The sequence below is a fragment of the Novosphingobium huizhouense genome, assembly GCF_020179475.1.
GTDB classification, from domain to species: domain Bacteria; phylum Pseudomonadota; class Alphaproteobacteria; order Sphingomonadales; family Sphingomonadaceae; genus Novosphingobium; species Novosphingobium huizhouense.
This window is the reverse complement of record NZ_JAILXZ010000001.1, coordinates 1,345,922-1,370,249: the sequence shown is the minus strand read 5'-3', so window position 1 is coordinate 1,370,249 and position 24,328 is coordinate 1,345,922. Positions and strand designations below refer to the sequence as shown.

Below are 24,328 nucleotides of genomic sequence, written 5' to 3'. Positions count from 1 at the left end.
CTGTTCCTCAGCGCTTGCGCGACGCGAGCGCCTGCGGCGTGGTGCGGCCGAGCGTCTGCTCGGCATACCACAGCTGGAAGTCCTCGATGTTCTTCGCCTTCAGTTCCTCGGGGGTCATCTTGAAGCGCGGGTCGTCGATCTTGTCCTTCTCGAGATCCTTGTCGTCCTTGATCTCGTTGACCAGGTGGCCGCGCAGGTCGCTTTCGCGGTAGGAACGCAGCGCGCGCTTGCGCAGGTCGGGGTCGGAAATCTGCGGCACGGCAATGTCGGGATCGATGCCGCCCTCCTGGACCGAGCGGCCCGAAGGCGTGTAGTAGCGCGCCGTGGTCAGCTTGAGCGCGGTGGTCGGGGTCAGCTGGATCAGCGTCTGGACGCTGCCCTTGCCGAAGCTGCGCTGGCCCATGATCAGCGCGCGGTGCTGGTCCTGCAGCGCGCCGGCGACGATCTCGGAGGCCGAGGCCGAGCCTTCGTCGATCAGCACGATCACCGGCACGCCCCTGGCGATGTCGCCGGCCTGGGCGTTGTAGACCTCGTTGTCGCGGGCATAGCGGCCGCGCTGCGAGACGATCGGCCCCTTTTCGAGGAACTGGTCGGACAGCGCCACGGCTTCGTCGAGCAGGCCGCCGGGATTGCCGCGCAAATCGAGCACCAGGCCCGCCGGGCGGCCCCCGGTCTTCGCCTTGATCTGGTTCCACGCCGCGGCGACCTCGGTGCCGACGTTGGCGCTGAACTGCGAGACCGAGATCACCCCGACATTGCCGTCGACCTTCCAGTCGACCGGCTTGAGGTCGATGATCTGGCGGGTGATGGTCACGTCGAACGGCTCGTCGCGGCCGGGCCGGAAGATGGTCAGCTTGATCGAGGTGTTGGGCGGGCCGCGCATCTGGTCGACCGCTTCGTCGAGCGTGCCGCCGTAGATCAGCTTGCCGTCGAGGTGGGTGATGTAGTCGCCGGCCTTGACCCCGGCCTGGTCGGCGGGGCTGCCCTTGGTCGGCGCGATCACCTTGACCGCGCCGTCGTCCATCGTCACCGACAGGCCGAGCCCGCCGTAGGAGCCGTCGGTCTGGGTGCGCAAGTTCTCGAAATCGCGCGCGTCGAGATAGGAGCTGTGCGGATCGAGCGTCGCCAGCATGCCGTCGATCGCGCCCTTGATGAGCTTGTCGTCGTCGACCGGCTCGACGTAGTTGGCCTTGATCCGTTCGTAGACCGCGAGCAGCTTGCCGAACTGCGGGCCGCTCCTTGCATCGACCGCGGCGAGGCCGGCCGTGGCGACGGGAAGCAGCGCGACGGCGCCGACCAGCGCGGTCATGCGCAGCAGCGGGGCAAGGGACTTGGCCATCGGGGCCTTTCGCGTGAGGGATTGCATCGTCGCCGCTTCTATAACGCCGCCGGGCTGAACGCCAGATGGCGAAAGGGGATGACGCGGCGCCGGCGTCATCCGGGCATGACCGACAGCGGATTGACCGGGCGGCCGTCCTTGCGCAGCTCGACCGTCACCGCCGCGCGACCCGGCCCTGCCGCGCCGAGCGGCGAGCCCTGCAGCACGCGATCGCCGACCGCGACGTCGAGCCGGCCGAGATCGGTGACAAGGCTCGACCAGCCGCCGTCGTGCTCGATGATCACGATCCGGCCGTAGCCGCGATAGGGTCCGGCATAGGCGATCCGGCCCGGCGCGGGCGCGACGACCTGCGCGCCGGGGGCGGGGGCGAAGGTCAGCCCGCGCGCGGCGCCGCCGGGGGTCGCCTCGCCGAAGCCGCTGACGATCCGCCCGCCGAGCGGCGCGATCCACGAGAAGCGGGCCGCCGCGCTTGCGCCGGGCGCCACCGCATCGGCCACGAGCACGTCGCCGGGGCGCGCGGGCCGCTGCACCGGTCCGGGCAGCGCGGCAAGCTCGCGCCGCAGCGCGCCGTCGGCCTCGAGCCGGCCGACCAGCGCCGACAGGTCGCGCGCCTCCTCGGCGAGCGCGAGCGCGCGGTCGGCCTCGCGGCTGGCGACCCCTAGCGCCGCGCGCGAGGCGATGCGCTGCCGGCTTTCGAGCGCGATCAGCTCGGCACGGCGGCGGGCCAGCGCCGCCTCGCCTTCGCGCAACCGCCCGGCCGCGAGCCGCGCGCTGTCCTGGAGCGCGCGGCCCCGCACGATTTCGCCGCGCAGCGCGGCGGTGCGGCGGCGCACTTCGGGCACCACCGCTTCAAGCACCGCGCGCAAGTAGACGGTATCGCGCAGCGACTGGGTGCGCATCAGGCTGAAGGCGAGCGGCCGGCGGGCGAGCAGTTCGAGCGCGCCGGTGAGCCGCACCACCGGTTCCTGCCGCGCCGCCATGCGCAGCCGCAGGGCATCGCGCTGGCGCGCCACGGCCGCGCCCTGCGCCTGGGCCAGGCGGATCTCGGCCTCGGACTGCTGGATGCGCGCGGCGGTCGCGGCGACCTGCGCGGCGGTGCGATCGGCCTCGGCCGTGGCGCGCCGCGCGGCGCGGTCGAGCCCTTCGGCGCGCTGCTGCGCCTGCGCGAGCGCGCGCGCCGCCTCGCGCAGGGCGTCGCCCGCCTGCGCGCTGCTGCCATAGGGCGCCGGCTGGCCGAGCGCCGCCCACGCCAGCAGCGGCGCAAGGCAGGCGGAGACGAGAAGAAGTGCGGCGCGCGACGTCATGGGACCCTTGGGCGCGGCTTATCCCTCGCGATGGTACGGATGGCCAGCGATAATGCTGGTGGCGCGAAACAGCTGCTCGGCGAGCATCGCGCGGGCCAGCATGTGCGGCCAGGTGCAGGCGCCGAAGGCGATCAGCAGGTCGGCCTTTTCGCGCAGCGCCTCGTCATGCCCGTCGGCCGCGCCGATCAGGAAGCGCGCCTCGCGCACGCCGTCGTCGCGCCAGCGTTCGAGGATTCGCGCGAATTCGCTGCTGGAAAGCTGGCGCCCGCGCTCGTCGAGCGCGACGGTGCGCACCGGGGTGAACGCCGGTGGCGGCAGGGTCCCGCCCTTGTCGGGCAGTTCGGTGACCTTGAAGTCCTTGCCGAGCCGCTTCGCATAGCGGTCGACCAGCTCGCCTTCGGGCGAGCGGCCGATGCGGCCGCGGGCGATGACGTGGAGCAGCATGGCGTGTCAGACCCGCGCCCGGCCCTGCCCTCGACGGAAGGCAGAGACCGCCCGCGCGACGCGTCGTTCGCTCAGGCCGCGCCCTGGTCGCCGAACGCCCACATCCGCTCGAGGTTGTAGAACGAGCGCACTTCGGGGCGGAACAGGTGGACGACGACGTCGCCCGCATCGATCAGCACCCAGTCGGCGGCGGGCAGGCCCTCGATCCGCACCGAGCCGTAACCGCCGTGCTTAATCCGCTCGGCGAGCTTCTGCGCCATCGCCGCCACCTGCCGGGTCGAGCGGCCCGAGGCGATCACCATGAAGTCGGCGACCGAGCTCTTGCCTTCGAGCGGGATGGTGATGACGTCCTGCGCCTGGTCGTCGTCGAGCGACTGCAGCACGAGATCGTGCAGGCTGGCCGGAGCGGCCTTGGGGGCAACGCCGGCAGCCGCCGGCAGGGGTTCGAGGGTGGTCATGTGGGGTAGATGGTCTCCATGGCGGGCAGTTCAATGACACAACGCGCAGGCGCCGCAACGTGCGCCGGTGCAATATGCCGCAAGGATCGGTGCGGAAGCGATGCGCGGGTCAAGCGCCGCTCTGCCCGAAAGGTCGGTGCGTCACCGCATCGTGCAGTGATCCCGGCCGGGGCAGCGGGCGATGCCAGTCCGGATCGGCGGCACGGATGTCCGAGGCCGAGCGCGGATCGGGATCGAAACGCAGGATGGTCAGCGCCGGTGCGCTCCCGCTTGCGCCATCGAATTTCTGTCCGCTTCGCCGGCGCCAGCGGCGCAGCCAGGCCATGGCGGGGCTCGCCAGGGCGGAAGCATCATACCCCGGACGCGCGACAACCGCAATCGGCATCTCCCGGGCGATGCCGCGCCAGTCGCGCCAGCGGTGGAACTGGGCCAGATTGTCCGCGCCCATGATCCACACGAAGCGCCGCCGCGGGTAGCGCCGCTTGAGCGCGCGCAGGGTGTCGATGGTGAAGCGCGTCGCCAGTTCGCGCTCGATTGCGGTGACCCGGATCGGCGCCCGTCGCGCCTGCGCCCGCGCCGAAGCGACGCGGGCGGCGAGCGGCGCCATGCCGTCGCCCGGCTTGAGCGGATTGCCCGGCGAGACCAGCCACCACACCTCGTCGAGCGCGAGCGCGCCGGCGACGAACAGACTGATCCGCCGGTGGCCGCCGTGCGCAGGATTGAAGCTGCCGCCGAGCAGGCCGGTATGGATCGGCGATCGACTCAACCCGGCACGCGCCTCGGCGAGACCGCCTGCGCGCGGTAGCTGCCCTGAAGCTCGAACATCCAGCCGGGATATTCGCGCGGCAGCGCCGAGAGCGCATCGAGCCGCGCCAGTTCGTCGGCAGTGAGCTCGACCGCGCACGCGCCGATGTTGTCGGCGAGCTGGTCCGCGCGCTTGGCGCCGACGATCACGGTCGAGACGACCGGCTGGTAGAGCAGCCAGGCCAGTGCGACCTGCGCCACCGTTGCGCCCCTGGCGGCGGCGATCGCCTGCATCGCATCGACGAGGTCGAACGCGCGCTCGCGCTCGACCGGCGGGAAATCGAAACTGGCGCGGCGGCCCTCGCCTTCGCCGGCGCGCGTGTACTTGCCCGAGAGCAGGCCGCCGGCAAGCGGGCTCCACACCATCAGCCCGACGCCCTCGCTCGCCAGCATCGGCACGATCTCGCGCTCGAGATCGCGACCGGCGACGGTGTAGTAGGCCTGGAGCGAGGCGAAGCGTTCGAGCCCGAGCCGCTCGGAAATGCCCAGCGCCTTCATGATCTGCCAGGCCGCCCAGTTCGACACCCCGACGTAGCGCGCGCGGCCGCTGCGCACGATATCGTCGAGCGCGCGCAGAGTCTCCTCGATCGGGGTCTGCGGATCCCAGCCGTGGATCTGGTAGAGGTCGATATGGTCCATCCCGAGCCGCGCGAGGCTGGCGTCGATCTGGTCCATGAGGTGGACGCGCGCCATGCCCGCATCATTCGGCCCCGCGCCCATCGGCCCCATCGCCTTGGTCGCGATGACGACATCGCTGCGCCTGATGCCGAGATCGCGCAGCGCCTGGCCGGTGATCTCCTCCGACTTGCCCTCGGAATAGATGTTGGCGGTGTCGATGAAGTTGATGCCCGCATCGAGCGCCTGTTTCACCAGCGCGGTCGAGGCCCCGAGGTCGAGCCCGGCGATCGCGCCGAAACGGCCGTTGGTGACGCCGAAGGTCATCGTGCCGAGGCACAGTTCGGAGACGATCAGGCCGGTCGAGCCCAGTCGGTTGCAGCGCATTGCTTGTCCTTTCGCATCCGTCCGCCGCCGGGTTTAGCCGGTGACAGGGGACCGTCAACCGGGCGGGCGGCGCTTACGGCCGGATCTGCCCCGTGCCGCGGACGAGCCACTTGTAGGTGGTGAGCCCTTCCAGTGCGACCGGCCCGCGTGCGTGCAACCGTCCGGTGGCGATGCCGATCTCGGCGCCGAGGCCGAACTCGCCGCCGTCGGCGAACTGGCTCGAGGCGTTGTGGATCACGATCGCACTGTCGACTTCGGCGAGGAAGCGGTCGGCGACGGCCTGGTCGCTGGTGACGATCGCATCGGTGTGCGCCGAGGAGTGGCGCGCGATGTGCGCGAGCGCGTCGTCGAGCCCGTCGACCACCGCGACCGAGAGGATCGAATCGAGATATTCGGTGTCCCAGTCCTCGTCGCTTGCAGCGGCGATGCGCGGGTCGATCGCGCGGGCGCGGGCATCGCCGCGCAGCTCGCAACCCTCGGCCAGCAGCGGCGCGACGAGGCCGTGCGGGTCGGGATAGGTCGCATCGACCAGCAGCGTCTCCATCGCGCCGCAGATGCCGGTGCGGCGCAGCTTGGCGTTGCGCACGATCGCGCTGGCCATCGCCGGATCGGCGTCGTGGTGGACATAAGTGTGGTTGATGCCGTCGAGGTGGGCGAGCACGGGCACCCGCGCCTCGGCCTGAACGCGGGCGACGAGGCTCTTGCCGCCGCGGGGCACGATCATGTCGATCAGGCCCGCGGCGGTCAGCATCGCGCCGACCGCGGCGCGGTCCTGCGTGGGCACGAGCTGCACCGCCGCCTGCGGCACGCCGCCCGCGACGAGCCCTTCGACCAGCGCCGCATGGATCGCGCGGTTGGAATGGACCGCTTCCGAGCCGCCGCGCAGCAGCACGGCATTGCCCGAGCGCACGCACAGCGCCGCGGCGTCGGCGGTGACGTTGGGGCGGCTTTCGTAAATGATGCCGATGAGGCCGATGGGAATGCGCACGCGCTGCAGCACCATGCCGTTGGGGCGCGCCTGCTCGTCGATCAACGCGCCCACCGGATCGGCCAGCACGGCCACGTCCTCGATCGCCGCGGCGATGCCTTCCAAACGCTTCTCGTCGAGCCGCAGGCGGTCGATCAGCGCGGGCGTCAGGCCGTTGGCCTCGGCCGCGGCGACATCGCGGGCATTGGCCGCGAGCACCTGCGGCGCGGCGCGGCGCAGCGCGGCGGCGGCGAGCTTGAGCGCGTGCTCCTTTTCCGCCTGAGTCAGCCGCGCCAGCACGCGGCCGGCGTCGCGCCCGGCGCGGCCGAGCGAAACGACGAGGTCTTGGGGCGAAGTCACGGCGGGGTCGGGCTGATCGGTCATGGCGCCCTGCGACTAGCAGCGCGGCGCGGCCTTGTCATGTCAAGGAGTGAGAAGCCCCTTGGCGGCGCACGAGTCGCCAGGCACCGGCTCCGCCCGGCGCATAACAACACCGATTCGGCGCAGCGGTTCCCGCAAAAGTGACAAAAATCGCGGCGCACGCGCATTTCATCGCTGGCCAGGCACGATTCGGCCCGAGTCGATTCGACCTTGCCCGGCCCGGTGCCTAGACGCCCATGCGTTCCCGTGCGCAAACCGCTGCGGTGAACGACGAAACAAACCCGGGGGTCGCCCATCTTGTCATCCATCGCCACCCAAAAGGTGCTCGTGCGCCTGCGCCGGTGGTTCCCCGACCGCGAATTCTTCATGCGCGCCGATGGCGAGGTGAAGTTCGTGCGGATCTCGGGGAAGCTGCAGATGACCGCTGCCGCCGCCGTCTGCGCGGTCCTGCTGCTGTGGATCGGCGCGCTCGGCTGGGCGCTCGCGGCGCAGATCCTCGCCGGCAGCGAGCGCTCCAGCCTGCAATCGCGCGAGGCCGCGGTCGCCCGCGCCGAAGAGCAGGTCGCCAGGTACCGCAACGGCATCGGCGGCGTGGCGCAGGAACTGGAACGGCGGCAGGACTATCTCGAACGCATGGTCGAGAGCCATACCGGTGATCTGCCGGCCGCCGCCGCAGACGCCCCGACCGCCGGCGCGCCGGCCGCAGGCGCGCCCGCCGCCGCAGGCGCGAAGGTTTCGCTGGCCGATCCCGTGTCCGGTCCGGCAGGCGGCCTCGGCGCGGGCCCCGATGCCGGCCGCTTCGATCGCATCGCCGCGCGCCAGCTCGCGCTCGTCGACCACCTGACGCGCTATGCCGAGGCGCGGACCGCCCGCGCCGAGACCGCGATCCGCCGCGTCGGGCTCAACCCCGCGATGATCGCCGCCGCCGACCGCAAGGCGATGGGCGGCCCGCTGATCCGCGCCGGCGCGATGCCGGGCGATCCGCGCTTCCTCGCCTTCGGCCGCGCCTTCGAGCGGATGGGCGCGATGCAGGCGGGGCTCGCCCGCATTCCCAACACCCTGCCGGCGCGGCTCGAATACATCTCGAGCGGCTTCGGCTACCGCGCCGACCCGTTCGACGGCGAGGCCGCCTTCCACGCCGGGCTCGATTTCCGCGGCCCGCTCGGCGCCCCGATCTACGCCGCCGCCGCCGGCACGATCAGCTTCACCGGCGTGCGCCAAGGCTATGGCAACTGCGTCGAGATCAGCCACGGCAACGGGCTGATGACGCGCTATGCCCACATGTCGCGGATCGGCGCGCACCTTGGCGACAAGGTGGCGCCAGGCGCGGTGATCGGGCAGATCGGCAGCACCGGCCGCTCGACCGGCCCGCACCTCCATTTCGAAGTCCGCATCAACGACCGCCCGGTCAATCCGCGTCCGTTCCTCGAGGCCAATCGCGATGTTTTCCAGCAAGACCGCGCCAAGCGCGGCTGACCGCAGCACCGGCGCAACCTTTTCGATCCTGGGCGCCGACCTTGTCGTGCGCGGCGACATCAGCGCCTCGTCCGACCTGCACATCGACGGCGAGGTGACCGGCGACATCGCCTGCGCGAGCCTCGTCCAGGGCGAGCGCAGCACGATCCGCGGCGCGATCGCGGCGAAGTCGGCGCGGCTGGCCGGCACCGTGGTCGGCAACATCGACGCGACCGAACTGGTCGTGCTGCGCAGCGCGCGGATCGAGGGCGACCTGCTCTACGATGCGCTGACGATCGAGCACGGCGCGCACGTCGACGGCCGCCTGTCGCGCCGCACCAGCGAAAGCGCAGTCGTTCCCGCCCTCGCCGGATAACGCGGGCGCTGCCCGTCGGGCAGCGGCTGGCGTGATCTGCCCATCGGCTGGCGGCATTTGGCCGATGGTCTTGCGGGCAGACATGGCGCACTTTTCCTGACCGGGACCACCGGGGTGGCGCGCGCCGTTCCCGATGCGCCCTTACGCGCTCGCCGCAGATTCAGGTAGGAACCGTCAATGCTCCGCATCGCTTCGCGCATCGCGCTCGTCACCGCCGCATCAACGATGGCCATCGCCCCGACCCTTGCGACGGCGCGCAGCGCGGGGGACCTCCAGGACCTGATCGGCACCCGCGGCTCGTCGGGCGAGAGCGCGCTCGAATCGCGCGGCTGGGTCCTGACCGACGGGCATCAGGGGGGCGGCGCAGCCTATACCTACTGGTGGAACCCCAGCCGCAAGGATTGCGTGATGGTGACGACCCGGGACGGCAACTACGCCGCGATCAGCGACGTGCCCCCCGCCGACTGCAACCAGCGCACCGGCAAGGGCGGCGACGCGGCGGTGGCGGTCGGCGCCGTCGCGGCAATCGCCGCACTCGCCCTCCTTGCCTCGCACAAGTCCGGGCACCACGACAACGGCCAGCACTATTCGGACGAACGCCAGGAGGCCGCTTACGAGCGCGGCTACAACGACGGGCTCTATAACGAACCCTATCACAACTACGACCGGAGCGATTCCTACAGTTCGGGCTACCAGAACGGCGTCGAACAGCGCCGCGACAAGACCAGCTATCGCGACACCAACCGCTGGGGCGCGGGCTATGCGCCGTCGATCAACCTCGACGATCTCGAGGGCGCGCGCGCTGCCGGGGCCGAAAGCGACCTCGAATCGCGCGGTTTCCGCAGCGTCGACGGCTTCCAGTCGGGCAATGGTCGCGGCGCCGTCTGGTGGAACGGCCGCACCCGCCAGTGCATGCAGGTGATCGTCGCGGACGGCCGGGTCGACAGCGTGACCGACATCCACACCCACCCCCGCTGCCGCTGAGCCGCCGACGGAGCGCGGCGACGACCCTTGCCCCGGCGGGCCCTGCGATGCGCAGCACGAGGCCGCTCCGCCTGCCAAGACCGGTCGCCTGGCGACAGGGGATTGACGCGGGGCGGTGCTTGGTGGCAAGCGCGCGGCTCGCACCGCTGCGTCGGCACCGGGCGGGTGTAGCTCAATGGTAGAGCAGCAGCTTCCCAAGCTGAATACGAGGGTTCGATTCCCTTCACCCGCTCCATTTTCCCCTTCGCCGAGGCCGTGCTTCCCCTGCCCGCAACTCCCGCACCGGCGAGGCCCATGGCGTCGCGCCGCGCTTGCAGATGCGGCTTCTGCACGCCCTCCGGCAGGCGCGGCGCGGCCAGCGCATTCGATTTTGTGCTAAACCTCGCGCGAAGGTTCCTCTAAGACCGCGTGGCCGGCCCGGGACAACCCGGGCGGCTGGGTCGATGCGAGGGGTGGATGGATCGGGTGATCGGCAAGGTTGTCGTGCTGGGCGGCGGAACCGCGGGGTGGATGACAGCCGCGCTGCTGTCCAAGGTGCTGGGCGCGCAAGTCGCGATCGAGCTCGTCGAATCCGACGACATCGGCATCATCGGGGTGGGCGAGGCGACCATTCCGCCGATCCAGGTGGTGAACTCCGTGCTCGGCATCGACGAGGCCGAGTTCCTGCGCGAGACCAAGGCGACGATCAAGCTCGCCATCCGCTTCGAGAACTGGGGCGACGTCGGCCAGTCCTATTACCACACCTTCGGCACCGCCGGGCGCAACACCGCGTTCGCCTCGTTCCATCACTTCTGGAACCGCGCGCGCAAGCTGGGCTTCGGCGGCAGCTACTGGGACTACGACCTCAACTTCCTCAGCGCCGAGGCCGGCAAGTTCGCCTCGACCCGGGGCAACGACCCGGTCTGGGACATGCCCTATGCCTATCACTTCGATTCGGCGCTCTACGGCCAGTTCCTGCGCCGCCATTCCGAGGCGCGCGGCGTGGTGCGGACCGAGGGCAAGGTCGCCGACGTGGTCCGGTCCGGCGAAACCGGCGATGTCGCCGCGCTGGTCCTGACCGACGGCCGGCAGGTGAGCGGCGACCTCTTCGTCGATTGCTCGGGCAGCCGCGGCGTACTGATCCAGCAGCACCTTGCCACCGGGTTCGAAGACTGGGGCCACTGGCTGCCCTGCGACCGCGCGATGGCGGTGCCCTCCGAACGGTTCGAGCACACGCTGCCGTTCACCCGCGCGATCGCGCATGGCGCGGGCTGGCAGTGGCGCATCCCGCTGCAGCATCGCAACGGCAACGGCCTCGTCTATGCAAGCCGCCACTACAGCGACGACGAGGCGGCGGCGATCCTGCTCGGCAACCTCGATTCCCCGGCGCTGGCCGATCCCAGGATCATCGCCTTCCGCACCGGCTGCGCGCGCCGGCAATGGAACCACAACGTCGTCGCCGTCGGCCTGTCGAGCGGGTTCCTCGAGCCGCTCGAATCGACCAGCATCTACCTGATCCAGTCGGCGATCACGCGGCTCATCCACCTGTTTCCGCACGCCGGGATCACGCCCGACCTGGTCGACGAATACAACCGCCAGTCGCGCATCGAGATGGAGCTGATCCGCGACTTCATCATTCTCCATTACCACGCCAACGCGCGCACCGATTCCGCGTTCTGGGCCGAGCTGCGCACGATGGCGGTGCCCGAGCGGCTGGCGCGCAAGATCGCGCTGTTCCGCGCCAACGGCACGCTGGTGCAGGACCAGTACGACATCTTCATGGAACCCTCGTGGGTGCAGGTGCTGATGGGCCAGGGCATCGTTCCCGAGGACCATCACCCACTGGCCGACGGGCCGAGCGAGGCCGAGCTCGCCGCGCAGCTCGCCCAGCTCGCCCAGCTCAAGGCGCGCCCGCTCGACCAGTTGCCCAGCCACGACGCCTACCTGCAGCGCCTGGTCGCGGGCGCCCGGTGACGCCAGCGCTGCGCATCGTGATCGCCGGCGGCGGCAGCGCGGGCTGGATGACCGCCTGCCTGATCGCGCACCGCTGGGCCCACCTCGGCGCACAGGTCACGCTCGTCGAGGCGCCCGACATCGCCACGATCGGCGTCGGCGAAGGCTCGACCCCGTCGCTCAAGCGCTTCTTCGAAGTGCTCGGCATCGCCGAGCGCGACTGGATGCCCGCGTGCAACGCCACCTACAAGGCCAGCATCCGCTTCCGTGGCTGGAGCCCGGCCTCGGGCGTGGCCGAGTATAGCCACCCCTTCACCACCCAGCTCGACCTCCACACCGAAGACGCCTTCGTCAACAATTGCCGCAACCGCCGGCTCGGGTTCGACGTGCCCACCCTGCCCGATGCCTTCCTGCTCGGCGGCGTGCTCGCGGCCGCGGGCAAGGCGCCGCTCGCGCCGGCGCACTTCCCGTTCCGCATGGAATACGGCTACCACTTCGATTCCGCCCGCCTCGGCGCGTTCCTGCGCGAGCACGCGGTGCGCCTCGGGGTCACGCACCTGCCGCGGCGGATCGTGCGCTGCGAACAGGCCGCGGACGGCAATCTCACCGCGCTGGTCACCGACCGCGACGAGCGCATCGCCGGCGACTGGTTCGTCGATTGCAGCGGCTTTTCGGCGATGCTGATGCGCGGCGCGCTGGGCGTGCCGTTCACGAGCTTCAAGGACAACCTGTTCAACGACGCGGCCGTGGTGATGCCGACGCCGCAGCACCGGGGCGTGCCGGTCGAGACCGTCTCGACCGCGCTGTCGTGCGGCTGGGCCTGGTCGATCCCGCTGACCACGCGGTTCGGCAACGGCTATGTCTACAGCCGCGACCACCTTTCCCCCGAAGGCGCCGAAGCCGAATTGCGCGCCCACCTCGGCGCGCCGGCCGAGAATGCCGAAGCCCGCCATCTGACCTTCTCGCCCGGCCAGCTGGCGCGGCACTGGGACCACAACTGCCTCGCGGTCGGCCTCGCCCAGGGTTTCGTCGAGCCGCTCGAGGCGACCGCGCTGCATCTGGTGCTCAACACCGTCGACCTGTTCACCGACCACCTCGAGCGCGGAGGGTTCACCGCGCGCCACCGCGAGGACTTCAACGCGGTGATCACCGGCCGGGTGGAGCGGGTGCGCGACTACATCGTCGCGCACTACAAGCTCAACACCCGCGACGACAGCGACTACTGGCGCGCCAATCGCGCCAACGAAGCGCTTTCGGACCCGCTGCTGCATATCCTCGAGACCTGGTTTCGCCGCGGCGACCTCGCCGCCGAACTCGCCGGGATGGAGGGCCTGAGCCATTTCCAGAGCCTGTCGTGGCACTGCCTGCTCGCAGGGTACGGCGCCTTCCCCCCGCTCGGGCGGACGCAGCGCGACGACGTCGACTTCCATCGCAGCCGCGACATCGCGGCATTCCTCTCCGGGTGCGCGATGAACTTTCCTTCGCACGACGAGGCGCTCGGACTCCCTCCCCTTCCCGCGGCACAGGACCAGGCATGATCACCCCCTCACGCACCCGCAGGCGCAGATGCGCCGTGCTTCTCGCCCCGCTGCTGGCCGTGCTTTCGGGCGCTGGCGCCGCACCGGCGCAAGCGGCCAGCGCGCCTGCGACGCCCCCCGCGCCGGCATCCTCGCCCGCGCCGGCGGCAACCAGCCCCGGCACGACGGCAAAGTGGTGGCACAACGCGGTAATCTACGAGATCTACCCGCGCAGCTTCCAGGACAGCGACGGCGACGGCATCGGCGACCTCAAGGGCATCACCCAGCGGCTCGACTACCTCGCGCAGCTCGGCGTCGACGCGATCTGGGTGACCCCGTTCTTCCCCTCGCCCAACGCCGACTTCGGCTACGACGTCGCCGACTATACCGGCGTCGCGCGCGAATACGGCACGATCGAGGACTGGGACACGCTGACCCGCGAGGCGAAGAAGCGCGGCATCCGCGTTCTGGTCGATCTGGTCGTGAACCATTCCTCGGACCAGCACCCGTGGTTCGTCGAATCCCGCTCGTCGCGAACCAATCCCAAGCGTGACTGGTACGTCTGGCGCGATCCCGCCCCCGACGGCGGCCCGCCGACCAACTGGCAGTCGATCTTCGGCGGCTCGACCTGGCAGTTCGACAAGGCGACCGGCCAGTATTACTACCATATCTTCCTCGCCCAGCAGCCGGACCTCAACTGGGCCAACCCGCAGGTGTGCGCGGCGATGCACGCGGTGATGCGCTTCTGGCTGAGCCACGGCGCCAGCGGCTTCCGGCTCGATGCGACGCCCTACCTGTTCGAGGACCCGGCCTGGCCCAACGACCCGGATGTCGCGAGCGGACCGCCGGTCTGGCTCAAGCCGTACAATTCGGGGCTGAAGGAAGGCAACGTCGCGCTGCGCGGGTTGCGCCAGGTGGTCGACAGCGTGCCCGGCGACGCGATCCTGCTCGGCGAATCCTCGACCGCCACGATCGAGGACCTGCGCAAGGTCTATGGCGCCCATGCCGACGAGATCAACCTGCCGATGAACTTCCTTTACGGCAACCTGACCAGGCTCGATGCGAAGGTCTTCAAGAAGACCATCGACGAGGCCGAGACCCGGCTCGACGGCCTGCCGCCGGTGTTCTTCTTCTCCAGCCACGACCATTCGCGCCAGTGGACGAGCTTCGGCAACGGCGTCGACAACGACCGCATCGCCCGGCTGACCGCGGCGATGACGCTGACCCTGCGCGGCACGGCGCTGCTCTACTACGGCGAGGAGATCGGCATGGCCGACCTGCCGGCCGACCTGCTCGAAGGCTTTCCGCTCGGCCCCAAGCGCAAGGTCGCCGACAAGCGCGATCCCGAACGCTCGCCGATGCAATGGACCGGCGAGCCCGGCGCCGGGTTCACCACCGGCGCGCCCTGGCTCCCCGTCGCGCCCGCGGCTCGCACCGTCAACGTCGCGCGCCAGCAGGGCGAGGCAGGCTCGATGCTCGGCTGGTACACCCAGCTGCTCGCCTTGCGCCGGACCGAGCCGGCGCTGCGCGAGGGCGCCTACGTGCCGCTCGATTCGGGCAATGGCGACGTCGTCGCCTACGCGCGGCGGCTCCCTTCGGGCGAAGGCGTGCTGGTGCTGCTCAACATGAGCGGCCGGCGCCAGGCGCTCAGGATCACCGGCTGGCCGGACGCCGCGCCCCGCGCCGGCGAAGTGATCATGACCAGCGCCCCTTCAGGCGCCGCCAACGTCGTCGACCCGGTGCTCGAACCCTACGCCACCACGCTCGTCCGCCTGCACCCCGCCGCCCCCGGCTGAAGCCGGGCGTCACCCGGAAACCGCTTCGACACCGGATGGCGCACCGCGTTCAGCGTCTGCCAGGCGATCAGCATGGCCATCACCGTGGTCTTGCCAGCGCCGGTCGCGAGCTTCAGGGCAAGGCGCAGCAGTTCCGGATTGGACGCCGCGTTTGCCGCTTCCAGATGGGTCCAGAACCTGCGCCCCTGCGACGAGGACTTCGGTGCGACCTCGGTCAGCCAGATCACCGTCTCGACCGCTTCGACCTGGCAGAAGAACGGACGCTGGTCGGCAAGAGGATGCCTGCGCCAGTGCCGCAGCAGCCGCTGCCTAGTGGGCGTCACCTGCCACTGGCTTTGGGGCAGAGCACGCCAGCACTCGATGGCCGAGCGGATGCCGTTGATGACTTCGGTTGGGTTGTATTCCTGCCCCTCCTCGCCGCTGAGGAAGTCGGCCTGGACCGGCGCCTTGCCCTTGACCTTCTTCGCCTCCGGAATCAACGAAACCTGAGCGAAGCGACGGCGCGCGGCCGCTATGACCAGCGTGCTCCGAAGCGGGTGTCTGAGTTGCTGAGCGCGGGCCGCATCATGCCGGCAGTTCCCTCGCCAACACGTGCATCTCGCGCACCACCGCGCGCAGGCGGTCGGCGCCTGGACCTGGGAGATGGCGGACGAACGCTTCGGCCAGCGCGTCGTAGTACCACAGCGTGCCGTCGCGCCCGCCGTTGAAGCGGGCCCACAGCGCTTCGCCGTGGAGCGCGAGATCGTCGACGATGGCGCGAGCGTTGTGGGTCTTGTCGGCAAGGCTGACCAGCAGCGCGTCTGCGTCCTTGTCCGCCATGCCTGCGATGTAGGCGAGTTTGCGCGCCCGCCACGGGGCCTTCTCGCCAGTCGCCGCGTCGGGCGTTCCGTCGGTGTTGGCGGCGACCATGCCAGCGACGCGCGGGCCGAAGCGCGCCTCGATCTCGGCCAGCACCGGCGCACCGCCCTGGTCCTCGTCCGCGCCCAGTTCGAGCGCGATCGCGGCGACGCCGAGCAGGTGAGCGACATAAGGGATGTCCGTTCCCTTGCGCCGCTGCGTGCGATGCAGCCGCGTCGCAAGGCCAAGCGCGTCCTCGAAACGGTGGGTCAGGTCGGTCATTGTCCTTGCCTCCAGTTCACACCGTGCCTTCGACGCACGACAATTCCGGTCGCGGCGCAGGCCGCCTGACAACCCGGCGACCGGGTCGAAATCCATTCAAGTTCTTCCGAAAGCGCAGGCAATGTCAAACCGTGAGACCGACGGTCCCCAACACTCGCAGGGCCCCATCACCGTAATTCAATGACGCGTTCATGAAATGCCCTGCCGGATTCCACGGCGCTTTTGCCGGAACCCGTGCGCGACAAGCGCAAGATCACACGACGACTATGCGGATCTGGCGCTATTAGCTCCCGGTCGAAGGCAGCGAGGCACGGTCTTGGCGGCGGAGCTATCGGCCGCCCCAGCCAACCCCGGCACTGAAGCTGCGGGGGAGCACGCCACCGTCCGCGCGTCTGCCGGGACCAGCGAGAAGAATACTGAGGGGCTTGAAGCGGCGCAATGGCCCACGCCGGCGCCGCGCCCAGGCGAGCCTGATCAAACCGGCTCACCGCCGCAAACTTGCGAATTTCCTGGAAAATGGTGCCGCTTACGTGACTCGAACACGTGACCCCATCATTACGAATGATGTGCTCTACCGACTGAGCTAAAGCGGCGTGCCTTGTGGGCAGGGGCGCGCTTTAGCCAGCGGTTCAGCCAGTGGCAAGGGGTTTCGGCAGCGTGTGCGCGCAGTTTGCGCGGGGTTTGCGCGCGGGTTTGCGCAAGGTCCTGCCGCGCCCTACCAGGTGCCGGTGTTCTCCATGCTCGCCCACGGCTCGCGCGGTTCGAGCCGGCCCTTCTGGAGCAGTTCGACCGAGATCCCGTCGGGCGACTTGACGAAAGCCATGTGCCCGTCGCGCGGGGGGCGGTGGACGGTCAGCCCGGCATCGAGGAAGCGCTGGCAGGTCTCGTAGATGTCGTCGACCTGGTAGGCGAGATGGCCGAAGTTGCGCCCGCCAGTGTAGGTCTCGCCCTGCCCGTCGGCGTCGGGCCAGTTGTAGGTCAGCTCCACTTCGGCAACGCCCTCCTCGCCCGGCGCTGCCAGGAAGATCAGCGTGAAGCGTCCGGCCTCGCTGTCGAAGCGCCGCACTTCCTCGAGCCCGATCAGGCGGAAGAAGGCGATCGTCGCCTCGGGGTCGGTGACGCGGATCATGGTGTGGAGGTACTTGGTCACGGCAGAACGGGCCTCGTCGCGGGGGAATGATGGCCCGAGAGATAGGCGCCCGCGCCCAAAAGGAAAGGCCTGCCGGGCGCTCGCCCCGCAGGCCTTCCGCTTTGCCGTGGGGTCACGGCGCCGATGCGCCGCGCGCCCCCCCTTGCGATCAGAACGTGGCGATCAGAACGTGGCGGTCAGCGAGACCACCGCGACGTCCTTGGCCGCGCGATAGGTCTCGCGCGCCGAAGGCACGCCGCTGCCGTCGTTGAACGGCACCGCGCGGGCATCGGCGCGGCTGACGTTGGTGCCGACCCACGAGACGTCGAGCGTCAAGTTCTTGTAGGTCGCGCCGACGCCGACCGAATAGTCGAGGTACTGCTTGGTCCAGTCGAACGCGCCGCCGGTGTGGCCGAGGTGCGAGTGCACCGTCAGCGGGGTGTTGGGGATCGCGCTCGACAGTTCGCCGTAAACATAGGTGTTGGTGTGCGTGGGGTAGATCCGCAGGTTCTTCTGCGCCGGGGCGAAGTTCACGCCCGCCTTGGCGTTGACCGGGCCGAGCGCGCCCGAGAGCGAGCCGTAGACTTCGTAGTAGTTGGCGGCCGGCGCGCCCGGATAGAGATAGCCGTAGACGCCGACGTCGACGTTGACCCCGCTGCTGCCCAGCGCATGGGCGAAGCCGCCGTAGACGTCGATCTCGGTGCCGCCGATCTGCACCGCGCTGTTGCCGCCGGTCGCGCTCGAGCCCCAGGTCGAGACATAGAAGCCCGACGAATGCGAGATCGTCAGCGCGCCCTGCACCGCCGGCTTGTTGTCCGACTGGGCGATGCCGCGGAAGCGGTACTGGCTGACGATCGCGGCCGAGCCGCTGATCTTGATGTCGCTGGGCGGCGCGGTGTCGTCGGCCAGCGCCGGGGTCGCGGCGGCGAGGAAAAGGGTCGAGGCCAGGAGGGCCTTGATGGACGTGCGCATGAGCATTCCTTTGCTTGGGTCTTGACGCGGCGTCCCACCTGCGCGGGTCCTGTCGCCCTCTGTCGTGTCCCGGTCGCGGGATGCGGGGCGGCTTGGGCCTGCGCCAGCATCGGTGCATCCAGATATTGCAGCGCACAAGTCCAATGTAACCGAATATTGCTGGTTTGCGTCGGAATGTGGCTTTTCCGCACCACGTGGCCGCTGCGACTTGTGCGCCGCGTCACAATGGGCTTATCGCCCGGCACGTAGCGCGCGATCATGATCAAGAAGCTCCGCTCCCTTTTCGCCGGCCGCCAGGACCAGCCCGCGCCGCAGACCGCGGTCCCCGCGGGCGAGCGCGTCTATGCCGTGGGCGACATCCACGGCCGACTCGACCTGTTCGAGGCGATGATCGAGCGGATCGAAGCCGACGATGCCGCGCGCGGCCCTGCGCAGACCACGGTGATCCTGCTCGGCGATCTCGTCGACCGCGGCCCCGACAGCGCCGGGGTGATCCGCACCGCACAGGCCTGGGCGCGCACCCGCACCGTCCGCGTGCTCGCCGGCAACCACGAGGAGATGTTCCTCGGCGCGTTCCGCCGCGACGATACGCTGCGCCATTTCCTGCGCCACGGCGGGCGCGAGACGCTGCTCAGCTACATGGACTACGACGCCTACGAGCGGACCACGATCGAGGAACTGCGCGCGCTGATGCCGCAGGTCGTGCCCGCGGGCGACGTCGCCTTCATGGAAGCGATGGAAGACCGCATCCGCATCGGCGACTACCTGTTCGTCCATGCCGGAATCCGCCCCGGCGTCGCGATCGAGGACCAGCAGGTCGCCGATTTGCGCTGGATCCGTGGCGAGTTCATCCAGGACCGCACGGCGCGCGACTTCGCCGTCGTCCACGGCCACACGATCACCGAGATGGCCGAAGTCACCCCGTTGCGCATCGGCATCGACACCGGTGCCTATGCCTCGGGGCGGCTCACCGCGATCGGGCTCGAGGGCACCGCGCGCTGGCTGCTGACGGCCGAGGCTCCCGCCGCTCCGCCGGCCTGAACGCCCTTTCGCCCCTGTCGCTCGCTGACAGAAGCCGGTTCACGAGAGGGGGCGCCGGGCGCGCCCGAAGGGCGCCGCGCAACGCCGCAAAGCCGCTTCGGTTCCCCTATATCTTCCGATAGGTTGCGATTGCCTCGCCCCTGCGCGTCAAAGGCTTTTTCCCGCTGCGTTGCAGCGATGCCACAGCCAACAGTTTCCTATCCCATACCGCTGATTTCGTGAAATTTTCGTGCGCTATGGGATGCCTTTCGTTGCCCATGATGTCGCATATCCAATGATAGGATTTTAATCCTCACGAAAGTGTCTTGGAGGTGTCACACCGGGCCTCTTTGGCGGCCCCGCGGGCGCCGCTAAAGGCGCGCCCGTCCCGGCAGGGCGCGTGCCGCATGGCGCGCTCCAACCGGGTCCGCCGTGCGGCGCTCGCCTGCACGAGGGTTCGCAAAATTCCGCCCGGGCCTCTCCCAGCCGGGCAACAGACGGGGTACTTCGATGCAACGCAATCTCCTCACCGCCGCGAGCGTGCTCGCGATCGTCGCGGGCGGCCAGGCCGCCTTCGCCCAGTCCACCGGTTCGGCCGACGTCGAGGAATCGATCGTCGTCACCGGTGCGCGCGGCGAACGCGCGGTCGACGGCATCAAGACGCCCGACACGCCCAAGGCCAAGGCCGTGCTGACGCAGGAGCTGATCGCGCGGCAGAACCCGGGCAAGGCGATCTTCGACACGATCAACATCGTCCCCGGCGTCAACTTCACCAGCACCGACCCCTATGGCGCGGGCGGCGGCAACCTGCGCATCCGCGGCTTCGACGGCGCGCGCGTCTCGGCCACCTTCGACGGCATCCAGGTCAACGATTCGGGCAACTACGCGCTCTACACCAACCAGCAGCTCGATTCGGAGCTGATCGAGCAGGTCAACATCAACTTCGGCGCGACCGACGTCGACAGCCCGACCGCCAGCGCCGCCGGCGGCACGGTCAACTACCGCACCCGCCTGCCCAAGCAGGACCTGGGCGCGACCTTCAACTACTCGCACGGCACCTACGACTACAACCGCGTGTTCGGCGCGATCGACACCGGCGAGTTCGGCCCTTGGGGCACGAGCGCGTTCGTGGCCGCCAGCAACACACGCTACGACCAGTTCCGCGGCCCCGGCGAAATCAGGAAGACGCAGTACAACGCACGCATCTACCAGCCGCTCGGCGGCAACGGCGACTTCGTTTCGATCGCCGGGCACTACAACCAGAACCGCAACAACTTCTACCGCCGGATCGGCGTGAACGACATGGTCTCGCGGCTTCCGGCCGGCACTGTGGTCGATCCCAAGACCAACTTCTACACGCCCGCCAACCCGCTCGACCTTGGCAAGCTGTCGGATGCCCAGTTCGACACGCTGTTCAACGTCAACAACGACGCCACCTGCACCCTCGGCCCGCGCGGTGAAGTTACGCCCAGCGGCGGTTCGACGAGCACCTGCAGCGGCTACTACGGCTTGTCGATCAACCCGTCCGACACCGGCAACGTGCGCTTCAATTCGCGCTACACGCTGGCGAGCAACCTGATCTTCACGCTCGATGCGAGCTACCAGTACACCCTCGCCAACGGCGGCGGCAGCTCGGTCTTTGCCGAAACCGACTCCGAAGCCGGAAAGAACGGCGCCTACAACCGCCAGGGCACGCGCCTCGGCGCAGGCGTTGCAGCGGGCGTCGATCTCAACGGCGACGGCGATCTTGCCGACTACGTCCGGCTCTACTTCCCCTCGAACACCCGCACCCATCGCCTCGGCGCCACCGCCTCGCTGCGCTGGGACATCGATCCCTCGCAGACCGTCCGCCTTGCCTATACCTATGATCGCGCGCGCCATCGCCAGACCGGCGAAGCGGGCTACATCGCGCCCAACGGCAATCCGCTCGACGACTTCGGCGGGATCAAGGGTGACGTCGCCGCGGTCGACGCTGCCGGCAACGTGATCCAGAAGCGCGACCGGCTGTCCTACGCCATCCTCCACCAGATCGCGGGCGAATATGTCGGCCACTTCATGGACGATGCGCTGACCCTGCAGGCGGGCGTGCGCGCGCCGTTCTTCAAGCGCAACCTGACCAACAACTGCTGGACGATTCCCGGCAGCTCGAACGACGCCTACTGCACCAGCGAGAGCGCAGCCGTGGTGGCGGCGAAGTATCCTGCTTACGCCGCGCCGTACAAGAACCGCACGGTCAACTACAACACCGTGCTGCCCAATGCCGGCTTCGTCTACAAGTTCACGCCCGAAGTCAGCGTGTTCGGCAACTTCAGCCAGGGCTTCTCGGCGCCGCGCACCGACAACCTCTATGCCTTCGACGGGGTGAAGCTCCAGCCGACCATCGACGTCAAGCCCGAGCGCACCGATTCGTTCGACCTCGGCCTGCGCTACGCCTCGGGCCGGGTCCAGGCCCAGCTTTCGGGCTGGTACATCGGCTATCGCAACCGCATCATCTCGTCGCAGGTGCAGCTCGAGGACGGCTCCTCGCTCAACATCGACCGCAACGTCGGCAAGGTGAAGAGCTACGGCGTCGACGCCAGCATTGCGTTCAAGCCGATCGACCAGCTCTCGCTTTACGCGTTCGGCTCGTGGATCAGCGCCAAGCTGCAGGACAACGTGGTCGACGCCTCGGGCAACGTGCTCTCGCCGACCAAGGACAAGTTCGTCGCCGAGACGCCCAAGTGGCAGGTCGGCGGGCGCGTCCAGTTCGATCTCGACCGCTTCTCGCTCGGCGCGCAGGGCAAGTATGTCGGCAAGCGCTACCTGACCGACATCAACGACGTGATCGCGCCCTCCTACACCACCGTCGATCTCGATGCCCGCTTCACCCTCGGCAAGATCGGCAACGGTTCGGCCTGGCTGCAGCTCAACGTGATCAACCTGTTCGACCAGAAGTACTTCGCCAACCTGTCGACCCAGCCGCAGGCGTCGAACAACCCGCAGGTAGAATTCGGCGCGCCGCGCACGATCGTGGGCTCGATCAACCTCGACTTCTGATCCCTCCCGCGCTTCCTTGCGGAAGCAGCGGAGCGGCGCGGATGGCCCTGGCCGTCCGCGCCGTGCTTTTTCCGGCCCGGCGCCCCGCACGGCCCCTCTGGCGCGGCCACGTAGTCGTACGGGCGCGCGCCGCCCGCTTTGACAAGCGCAGTCGTGCTAGGCGGTCGTTGCGAGCGTCCGGATTCCGGCCATCAAGTTCCGGCACCGGTTTCCGGCCATCGGTTTCCGGCAGGGCAGGCGTACACCTGCCGGGAAGGGGGTCGCCCACCAGCCCCGGGCGGCCCCCGCACCCGACCGGTCGCGGTTCAGCGATAGACGCAGCCGTCGTAGTCGCCGCGCACCACGTTGACGCGCGCGGCGATGGCGTTGCCGTGGCGGCGGGTAAAGCCGCTTGCGCCGACCACTTCGCGCCTTTTGGGCGCCGGGAAGGCCGCCGCGATCCGGGCGGCCTCGACCCGGCTCAGCCTCGCCGCGCTCTTGTTGTAGTAGCGCTGCGCCCCCGCCTCGACGCCGTAGGTGCCGATCCCGGTCTCGGCGACGTTGAGGTAGACCTCCATGATCCGCCGCTTGCCCCAGATCTGCTCGATCAGCACGGTGAACCAGGCTTCCAGCCCTTTGCGGAAGTAACCGCCGCCCTGCCACAGGAACACGTTCTTGGCGGTCTGCTGGCTGATCGTCGAGCCGCCGCGGATGCGCCCGCCTTTCAGGTTGCGCTCGAAGGCCTGCTGCATCGCGTCGGTGTCGAAGCCCGAATGGCTGCAGAACTTCGAGTCCTCACCGGCGATCGCGGCGTCGACCATGTTGCGGTCGATGCGCGACAGCGGCGTCCAGTCCTTGGTCACGCCATTGGAATCCATCGCCATCGTCAGCGTGTAGGGCACCGGCACGAACTTGTAGAGCAGCGTCAGCCCGACCGAAACCGCGAGGAACAGCACGATTCCTCGCCCGATCCACCAGCCGAGCCGCCAGGCGAATCCGCGGGACCTTGTCTGGCGAGAGGGCTTGAGCGCGTTGGTGGCCATTGCGCGCACCTTAGCCAATGTTCAGCGCCGCGATCAATCCGCACGCATCCGCTTGCCCACGTCCGCCGCGCCGCCTATTCCGCTGCGCATGCCCAGCTCTTCCCCCGCCCGCATCTGGCTGATCTTCGCCGCTGCCTCGCTCGGCCTGCTGTTCCTGCTGCTGCTGCCTGCCGCCGACGACGGCTTCAACCGCACCGTGGTGATCTCGCAGGTGGTGCTGTGGATCGGCGTGACGCTGATCTGCGGCTTCGGCCTGCGCTTCTACCTCAAGGCCGGGCGCTGAACGCGAAAACGGCCGGAGTTTCCCCCGGCCGTCTCGTCTGCATTTCCCGCTTTCGCAGCTTTTCCAGCCTGGCCGCTCAGCCCGCCGCCAGCAACCGCCGCTCGCCGGCGATCTTCTGGATCGCCTTCTGCAGCTTCTCGAACGCGCGCACTTCGATCTGGCGGACGCGCTCGCGGCTGACGTTGTAGACCTGGCTCAATTCCTCGAGCGTCTTGGGCTCGTCGACCAGGCGGCGGTCGGTCAGGATGTGGCGCTCGCGGTCGTTGAGGCTCTCCATCGCCTCGACCAGCAGGTCGTGGCGCACTTGCGCTTCCTCGGCATCGGCGACGGTCTCGTCCTGCAGCGGACGGTCGTCGGTCAGCCAGTCCTGCCACGAGCCTTCGCCGTCCTCGCGGATCGAGACGTTGAGCGAGGCATCGCCGCCCATCATCATCCGCCGGTTCATGTTGATCACTTCCTGCTCGGGCACGCCGAGGTCGGTCGCGATCTTGCGCACGTCGTCCGGATGCAGGTCGGTGTCCTCGAACGCCTCGAGGTTCTTCTTCATCCGGCGCAGGTTGAAGAACAGCTTCTTCTGCGCCGCGGTGGTGCCCATCTTGACCAGCGACCAGCTGCGCAGGATGAACTCCTGCATCGAGGCCTTGATCCACCACATCGCATAAGTCGCGAGGCGGAAGCCGCGGTCGGGCTCGAACTTCTTGACGCCCTGCATCAGGCCGATGTTGCCTTCGCTGATCAGCTCGCTCACCGGCAGGCCGTAGCCGCGGTAGCCCATGGCGATCTTGGCCACGAGCCGAAGATGGCTCGTCACCAGTTGCGCGGCGGCCTGGGGATCCCCATGTTCCTGATATCGCTTGGCAAGCATGTATTCCTGCTCGGCGGTCAGGACCGGGAACTTGCGGATTTCGGCAAGATAGCGGTTGAGGCTGGCTTCCCCGTTGAGCGCGGGGACGCTGGCGGCCTTGGTCTGTTCGCTCACCTGGACACT

Annotated in this window: 21 protein-coding genes, 2 tRNA genes and 1 pseudogene; 10 read left to right on the top strand and 14 right to left on the bottom strand. The window is 69.2% G+C overall.

Annotated elements, in window-relative coordinates:
- Positions 1-7: 7 nt before the first annotated feature.
- The 7 genes from K3A85_RS06805 to K3A85_RS06775 form a co-directional block, all read right to left on the bottom strand.
- Positions 8-1,339, bottom strand: coding sequence for a S41 family peptidase (locus K3A85_RS06805; protein WP_225205717.1), 1,332 nt, complete (start codon positions 1,337-1,339; stop codon positions 8-10).
- Positions 1,340-1,434: 95 nt separating this feature from the next.
- Positions 1,435-2,643: a murein hydrolase activator EnvC family protein gene (locus K3A85_RS06800; protein WP_225205716.1), complete on the bottom strand. Its 1,209-nt coding sequence runs from the start codon at positions 2,641-2,643 to the stop codon at positions 1,435-1,437.
- Positions 2,644-2,661: 18 nt separating this feature from the next.
- Entirely contained in the window at positions 2,662-3,087 is a 426-nt protein-coding gene (locus K3A85_RS06795; RefSeq protein WP_225205715.1) for a 23S rRNA (pseudouridine(1915)-N(3))-methyltransferase RlmH, read from the bottom strand.
- 71 nt (positions 3,088-3,158) lie between these two features.
- The gene (gene rsfS, locus K3A85_RS06790) at positions 3,159-3,545 is read right to left on the bottom strand and encodes a ribosome silencing factor (RefSeq protein WP_225205714.1); all 387 of its coding nucleotides are present in this window, start codon (positions 3,543-3,545) and stop codon (positions 3,159-3,161) included.
- A 109-nt stretch (positions 3,546-3,654) separates the two neighbouring features.
- Positions 3,655-4,311 (bottom strand): nicotinate-nucleotide adenylyltransferase, encoded by a 657-nt coding sequence (locus tag K3A85_RS06785; protein WP_225205713.1) that lies wholly within the window; start codon positions 4,309-4,311, stop codon positions 3,655-3,657.
- Positions 4,308-5,351, bottom strand: a complete 1,044-nt coding sequence (locus K3A85_RS06780; protein WP_225205712.1) for an aldo/keto reductase — start codon at positions 5,349-5,351, stop codon at positions 4,308-4,310. Before K3A85_RS06780 ends, K3A85_RS06785 begins: the two co-directional genes overlap by 4 nt.
- 73 nt (positions 5,352-5,424) lie before the next feature.
- Complete coding sequence (locus K3A85_RS06775) at positions 5,425-6,702, bottom strand: glutamate-5-semialdehyde dehydrogenase (protein ID WP_225205711.1); 1,278 nt, start codon at positions 6,700-6,702, stop codon at positions 5,425-5,427.
- A gap of 294 nt (positions 6,703-6,996) precedes the next feature.
- On the opposite strand from K3A85_RS06775, the gene K3A85_RS06770 reads away from it, so the two are divergent.
- The 7 genes from K3A85_RS06770 (at position 6,997) to K3A85_RS06740 (ending at position 14,759) form a co-directional block, all read left to right on the top strand.
- On the top strand, positions 6,997-8,175 hold the full coding sequence (locus K3A85_RS06770) for a M23 family metallopeptidase (RefSeq protein ID WP_225205710.1): 1,179 nt from the start codon (positions 6,997-6,999) through the stop codon (positions 8,173-8,175).
- Positions 8,141-8,530 carry a bactofilin family protein gene (locus tag K3A85_RS06765; RefSeq protein WP_225205709.1) on the top strand — a complete coding sequence of 130 codons (390 nt, stop codon included), beginning with the start codon at positions 8,141-8,143 and terminating at the stop codon, positions 8,528-8,530. Before K3A85_RS06770 ends, K3A85_RS06765 begins: the two co-directional genes overlap by 35 nt.
- A gap of 177 nt (positions 8,531-8,707) precedes the next feature.
- The gene (locus K3A85_RS06760) at positions 8,708-9,514 is read left to right on the top strand and encodes a hypothetical protein (protein WP_225205708.1); all 807 of its coding nucleotides are present in this window, start codon (positions 8,708-8,710) and stop codon (positions 9,512-9,514) included.
- A gap of 161 nt (positions 9,515-9,675) precedes the next feature.
- Positions 9,676-9,749 (top strand) — tRNA-Gly (locus tag K3A85_RS06755).
- A gap of 230 nt (positions 9,750-9,979) precedes the next feature.
- Positions 9,980-11,467: a tryptophan halogenase family protein gene (locus K3A85_RS06750; protein ID WP_404822898.1), complete on the top strand. Its 1,488-nt coding sequence runs from the start codon at positions 9,980-9,982 to the stop codon at positions 11,465-11,467.
- A complete protein-coding gene (locus K3A85_RS06745; protein ID WP_225205706.1) occupies positions 11,464-12,984 on the top strand; it encodes a tryptophan halogenase family protein in 1,521 nt (506 codons plus the stop codon). The genes K3A85_RS06750 and K3A85_RS06745 overlap by 4 nt, the downstream gene beginning before the upstream one ends.
- Positions 12,981-14,759: an alpha-glucosidase gene (locus tag K3A85_RS06740; protein ID WP_225205705.1), complete on the top strand. Its 1,779-nt coding sequence runs from the start codon at positions 12,981-12,983 to the stop codon at positions 14,757-14,759. Before K3A85_RS06745 ends, K3A85_RS06740 begins: the two co-directional genes overlap by 4 nt.
- A 17-nt stretch (positions 14,760-14,776) precedes the next feature.
- On the opposite strand, the pseudogene K3A85_RS06735 reads toward K3A85_RS06740, so the two are convergent.
- The 5 genes and pseudogenes from K3A85_RS06735 to K3A85_RS06715 all read right to left on the bottom strand — a co-directional run.
- Positions 14,777-15,274 (bottom strand): annotated as a pseudogene (locus K3A85_RS06735) (restriction endonuclease); the annotation flags it as partial.
- A gap of 49 nt (positions 15,275-15,323) precedes the next feature.
- The gene (locus K3A85_RS06730; protein ID WP_225205703.1) at positions 15,324-15,878 is read right to left on the bottom strand and encodes an HD domain-containing protein; all 555 of its coding nucleotides are present in this window, start codon (positions 15,876-15,878) and stop codon (positions 15,324-15,326) included.
- A gap of 517 nt (positions 15,879-16,395) precedes the next feature.
- A tRNA-Thr gene (locus K3A85_RS06725) sits at positions 16,396-16,471 on the bottom strand.
- Positions 16,472-16,593: 122 nt separating this feature from the next.
- Positions 16,594-17,028 carry a VOC family protein gene (locus tag K3A85_RS06720; RefSeq protein WP_225205702.1) on the bottom strand — a complete coding sequence of 145 codons (435 nt, stop codon included), beginning with the start codon at positions 17,026-17,028 and terminating at the stop codon, positions 16,594-16,596.
- Between the two features lie 162 nt (positions 17,029-17,190).
- The gene (locus tag K3A85_RS06715; RefSeq protein ID WP_225205701.1) at positions 17,191-17,979 is read right to left on the bottom strand and encodes a TorF family putative porin; all 789 of its coding nucleotides are present in this window, start codon (positions 17,977-17,979) and stop codon (positions 17,191-17,193) included.
- A 258-nt stretch (positions 17,980-18,237) separates the two neighbouring features.
- On the opposite strand from K3A85_RS06715, the gene K3A85_RS06710 reads away from it, so the two are divergent.
- Together K3A85_RS06710 and K3A85_RS06705 are read left to right on the top strand one after the other, a co-directional pair.
- The gene (locus K3A85_RS06710; protein ID WP_225205700.1) at positions 18,238-19,020 is read left to right on the top strand and encodes a metallophosphoesterase family protein; all 783 of its coding nucleotides are present in this window, start codon (positions 18,238-18,240) and stop codon (positions 19,018-19,020) included.
- Between the two features lie 489 nt (positions 19,021-19,509).
- Complete coding sequence (locus tag K3A85_RS06705) at positions 19,510-22,035, top strand: TonB-dependent receptor (RefSeq protein WP_225205699.1); 2,526 nt, start codon at positions 19,510-19,512, stop codon at positions 22,033-22,035.
- A gap of 305 nt (positions 22,036-22,340) precedes the next feature.
- Here the strand turns inward: K3A85_RS06705 and mtgA are convergent, their stop codons facing one another.
- Positions 22,341-23,057: a monofunctional biosynthetic peptidoglycan transglycosylase gene (gene mtgA / locus K3A85_RS06700; protein ID WP_225205698.1), complete on the bottom strand. Its 717-nt coding sequence runs from the start codon at positions 23,055-23,057 to the stop codon at positions 22,341-22,343.
- 88 nt (positions 23,058-23,145) lie between these two features.
- On the opposite strand from mtgA, the gene K3A85_RS06695 reads away from it, so the two are divergent.
- Positions 23,146-23,340, top strand: coding sequence for a hypothetical protein (locus tag K3A85_RS06695; RefSeq protein ID WP_225205697.1), 195 nt, complete (start codon positions 23,146-23,148; stop codon positions 23,338-23,340).
- A gap of 76 nt (positions 23,341-23,416) precedes the next feature.
- Here K3A85_RS06695 and rpoH read toward each other — a convergent pair whose 3' ends face one another.
- Entirely contained in the window at positions 23,417-24,319 is a 903-nt protein-coding gene (gene rpoH, locus K3A85_RS06690; protein WP_225205696.1) for an RNA polymerase sigma factor RpoH, read from the bottom strand.
- Positions 24,320-24,328: the final 9 nt, after the last annotated feature.

Excerpts from the sequence above, each read along its gene's own strand:
- K3A85_RS06805 (WP_225205717.1), bottom strand. The coding sequence starts at position 1,339 with ATGGCCAAGTCCCTTGCCCCGCTGCTGCGCATGACCGCGCTGGTCGGC.
- K3A85_RS06800 (WP_225205716.1), bottom strand. The coding sequence starts at position 2,643 with ATGACGTCGCGCGCCGCACTTCTTCTCGTCTCCGCCTGCCTTGCGCCG.
- K3A85_RS06795 (WP_225205715.1), bottom strand. The coding sequence starts at position 3,087 with ATGCTGCTCCACGTCATCGCCCGCGGCCGCATCGGCCGCTCGCCCGAA.
- rsfS (WP_225205714.1), bottom strand. The coding sequence starts at position 3,545 with ATGACCACCCTCGAACCCCTGCCGGCGGCTGCCGGCGTTGCCCCCAAG.
- K3A85_RS06780 (WP_225205712.1), bottom strand. The coding sequence starts at position 5,351 with ATGCGCTGCAACCGACTGGGCTCGACCGGCCTGATCGTCTCCGAACTG.
- K3A85_RS06775 (WP_225205711.1), bottom strand. The coding sequence starts at position 6,702 with ATGACCGATCAGCCCGACCCCGCCGTGACTTCGCCCCAAGACCTCGTC.
- K3A85_RS06765 (WP_225205709.1), top strand. The coding sequence starts at position 8,141 with ATGTTTTCCAGCAAGACCGCGCCAAGCGCGGCTGACCGCAGCACCGGC.
- K3A85_RS06760 (WP_225205708.1), top strand. The coding sequence starts at position 8,708 with ATGCTCCGCATCGCTTCGCGCATCGCGCTCGTCACCGCCGCATCAACG.
- K3A85_RS06740 (WP_225205705.1), top strand. The coding sequence starts at position 12,981 with ATGATCACCCCCTCACGCACCCGCAGGCGCAGATGCGCCGTGCTTCTC.
- K3A85_RS06730 (WP_225205703.1), bottom strand. The coding sequence starts at position 15,878 with ATGACCGACCTGACCCACCGTTTCGAGGACGCGCTTGGCCTTGCGACG.
- K3A85_RS06715 (WP_225205701.1), bottom strand. The coding sequence starts at position 17,979 with ATGCGCACGTCCATCAAGGCCCTCCTGGCCTCGACCCTTTTCCTCGCC.
- K3A85_RS06710 (WP_225205700.1), top strand. The coding sequence starts at position 18,238 with ATGATCAAGAAGCTCCGCTCCCTTTTCGCCGGCCGCCAGGACCAGCCC.
- K3A85_RS06705 (WP_225205699.1), top strand. The coding sequence starts at position 19,510 with ATGCAACGCAATCTCCTCACCGCCGCGAGCGTGCTCGCGATCGTCGCG.
- mtgA (WP_225205698.1), bottom strand. The coding sequence starts at position 23,057 with ATGGCCACCAACGCGCTCAAGCCCTCTCGCCAGACAAGGTCCCGCGGA.
- K3A85_RS06695 (WP_225205697.1), top strand. The coding sequence starts at position 23,146 with ATGCCCAGCTCTTCCCCCGCCCGCATCTGGCTGATCTTCGCCGCTGCC.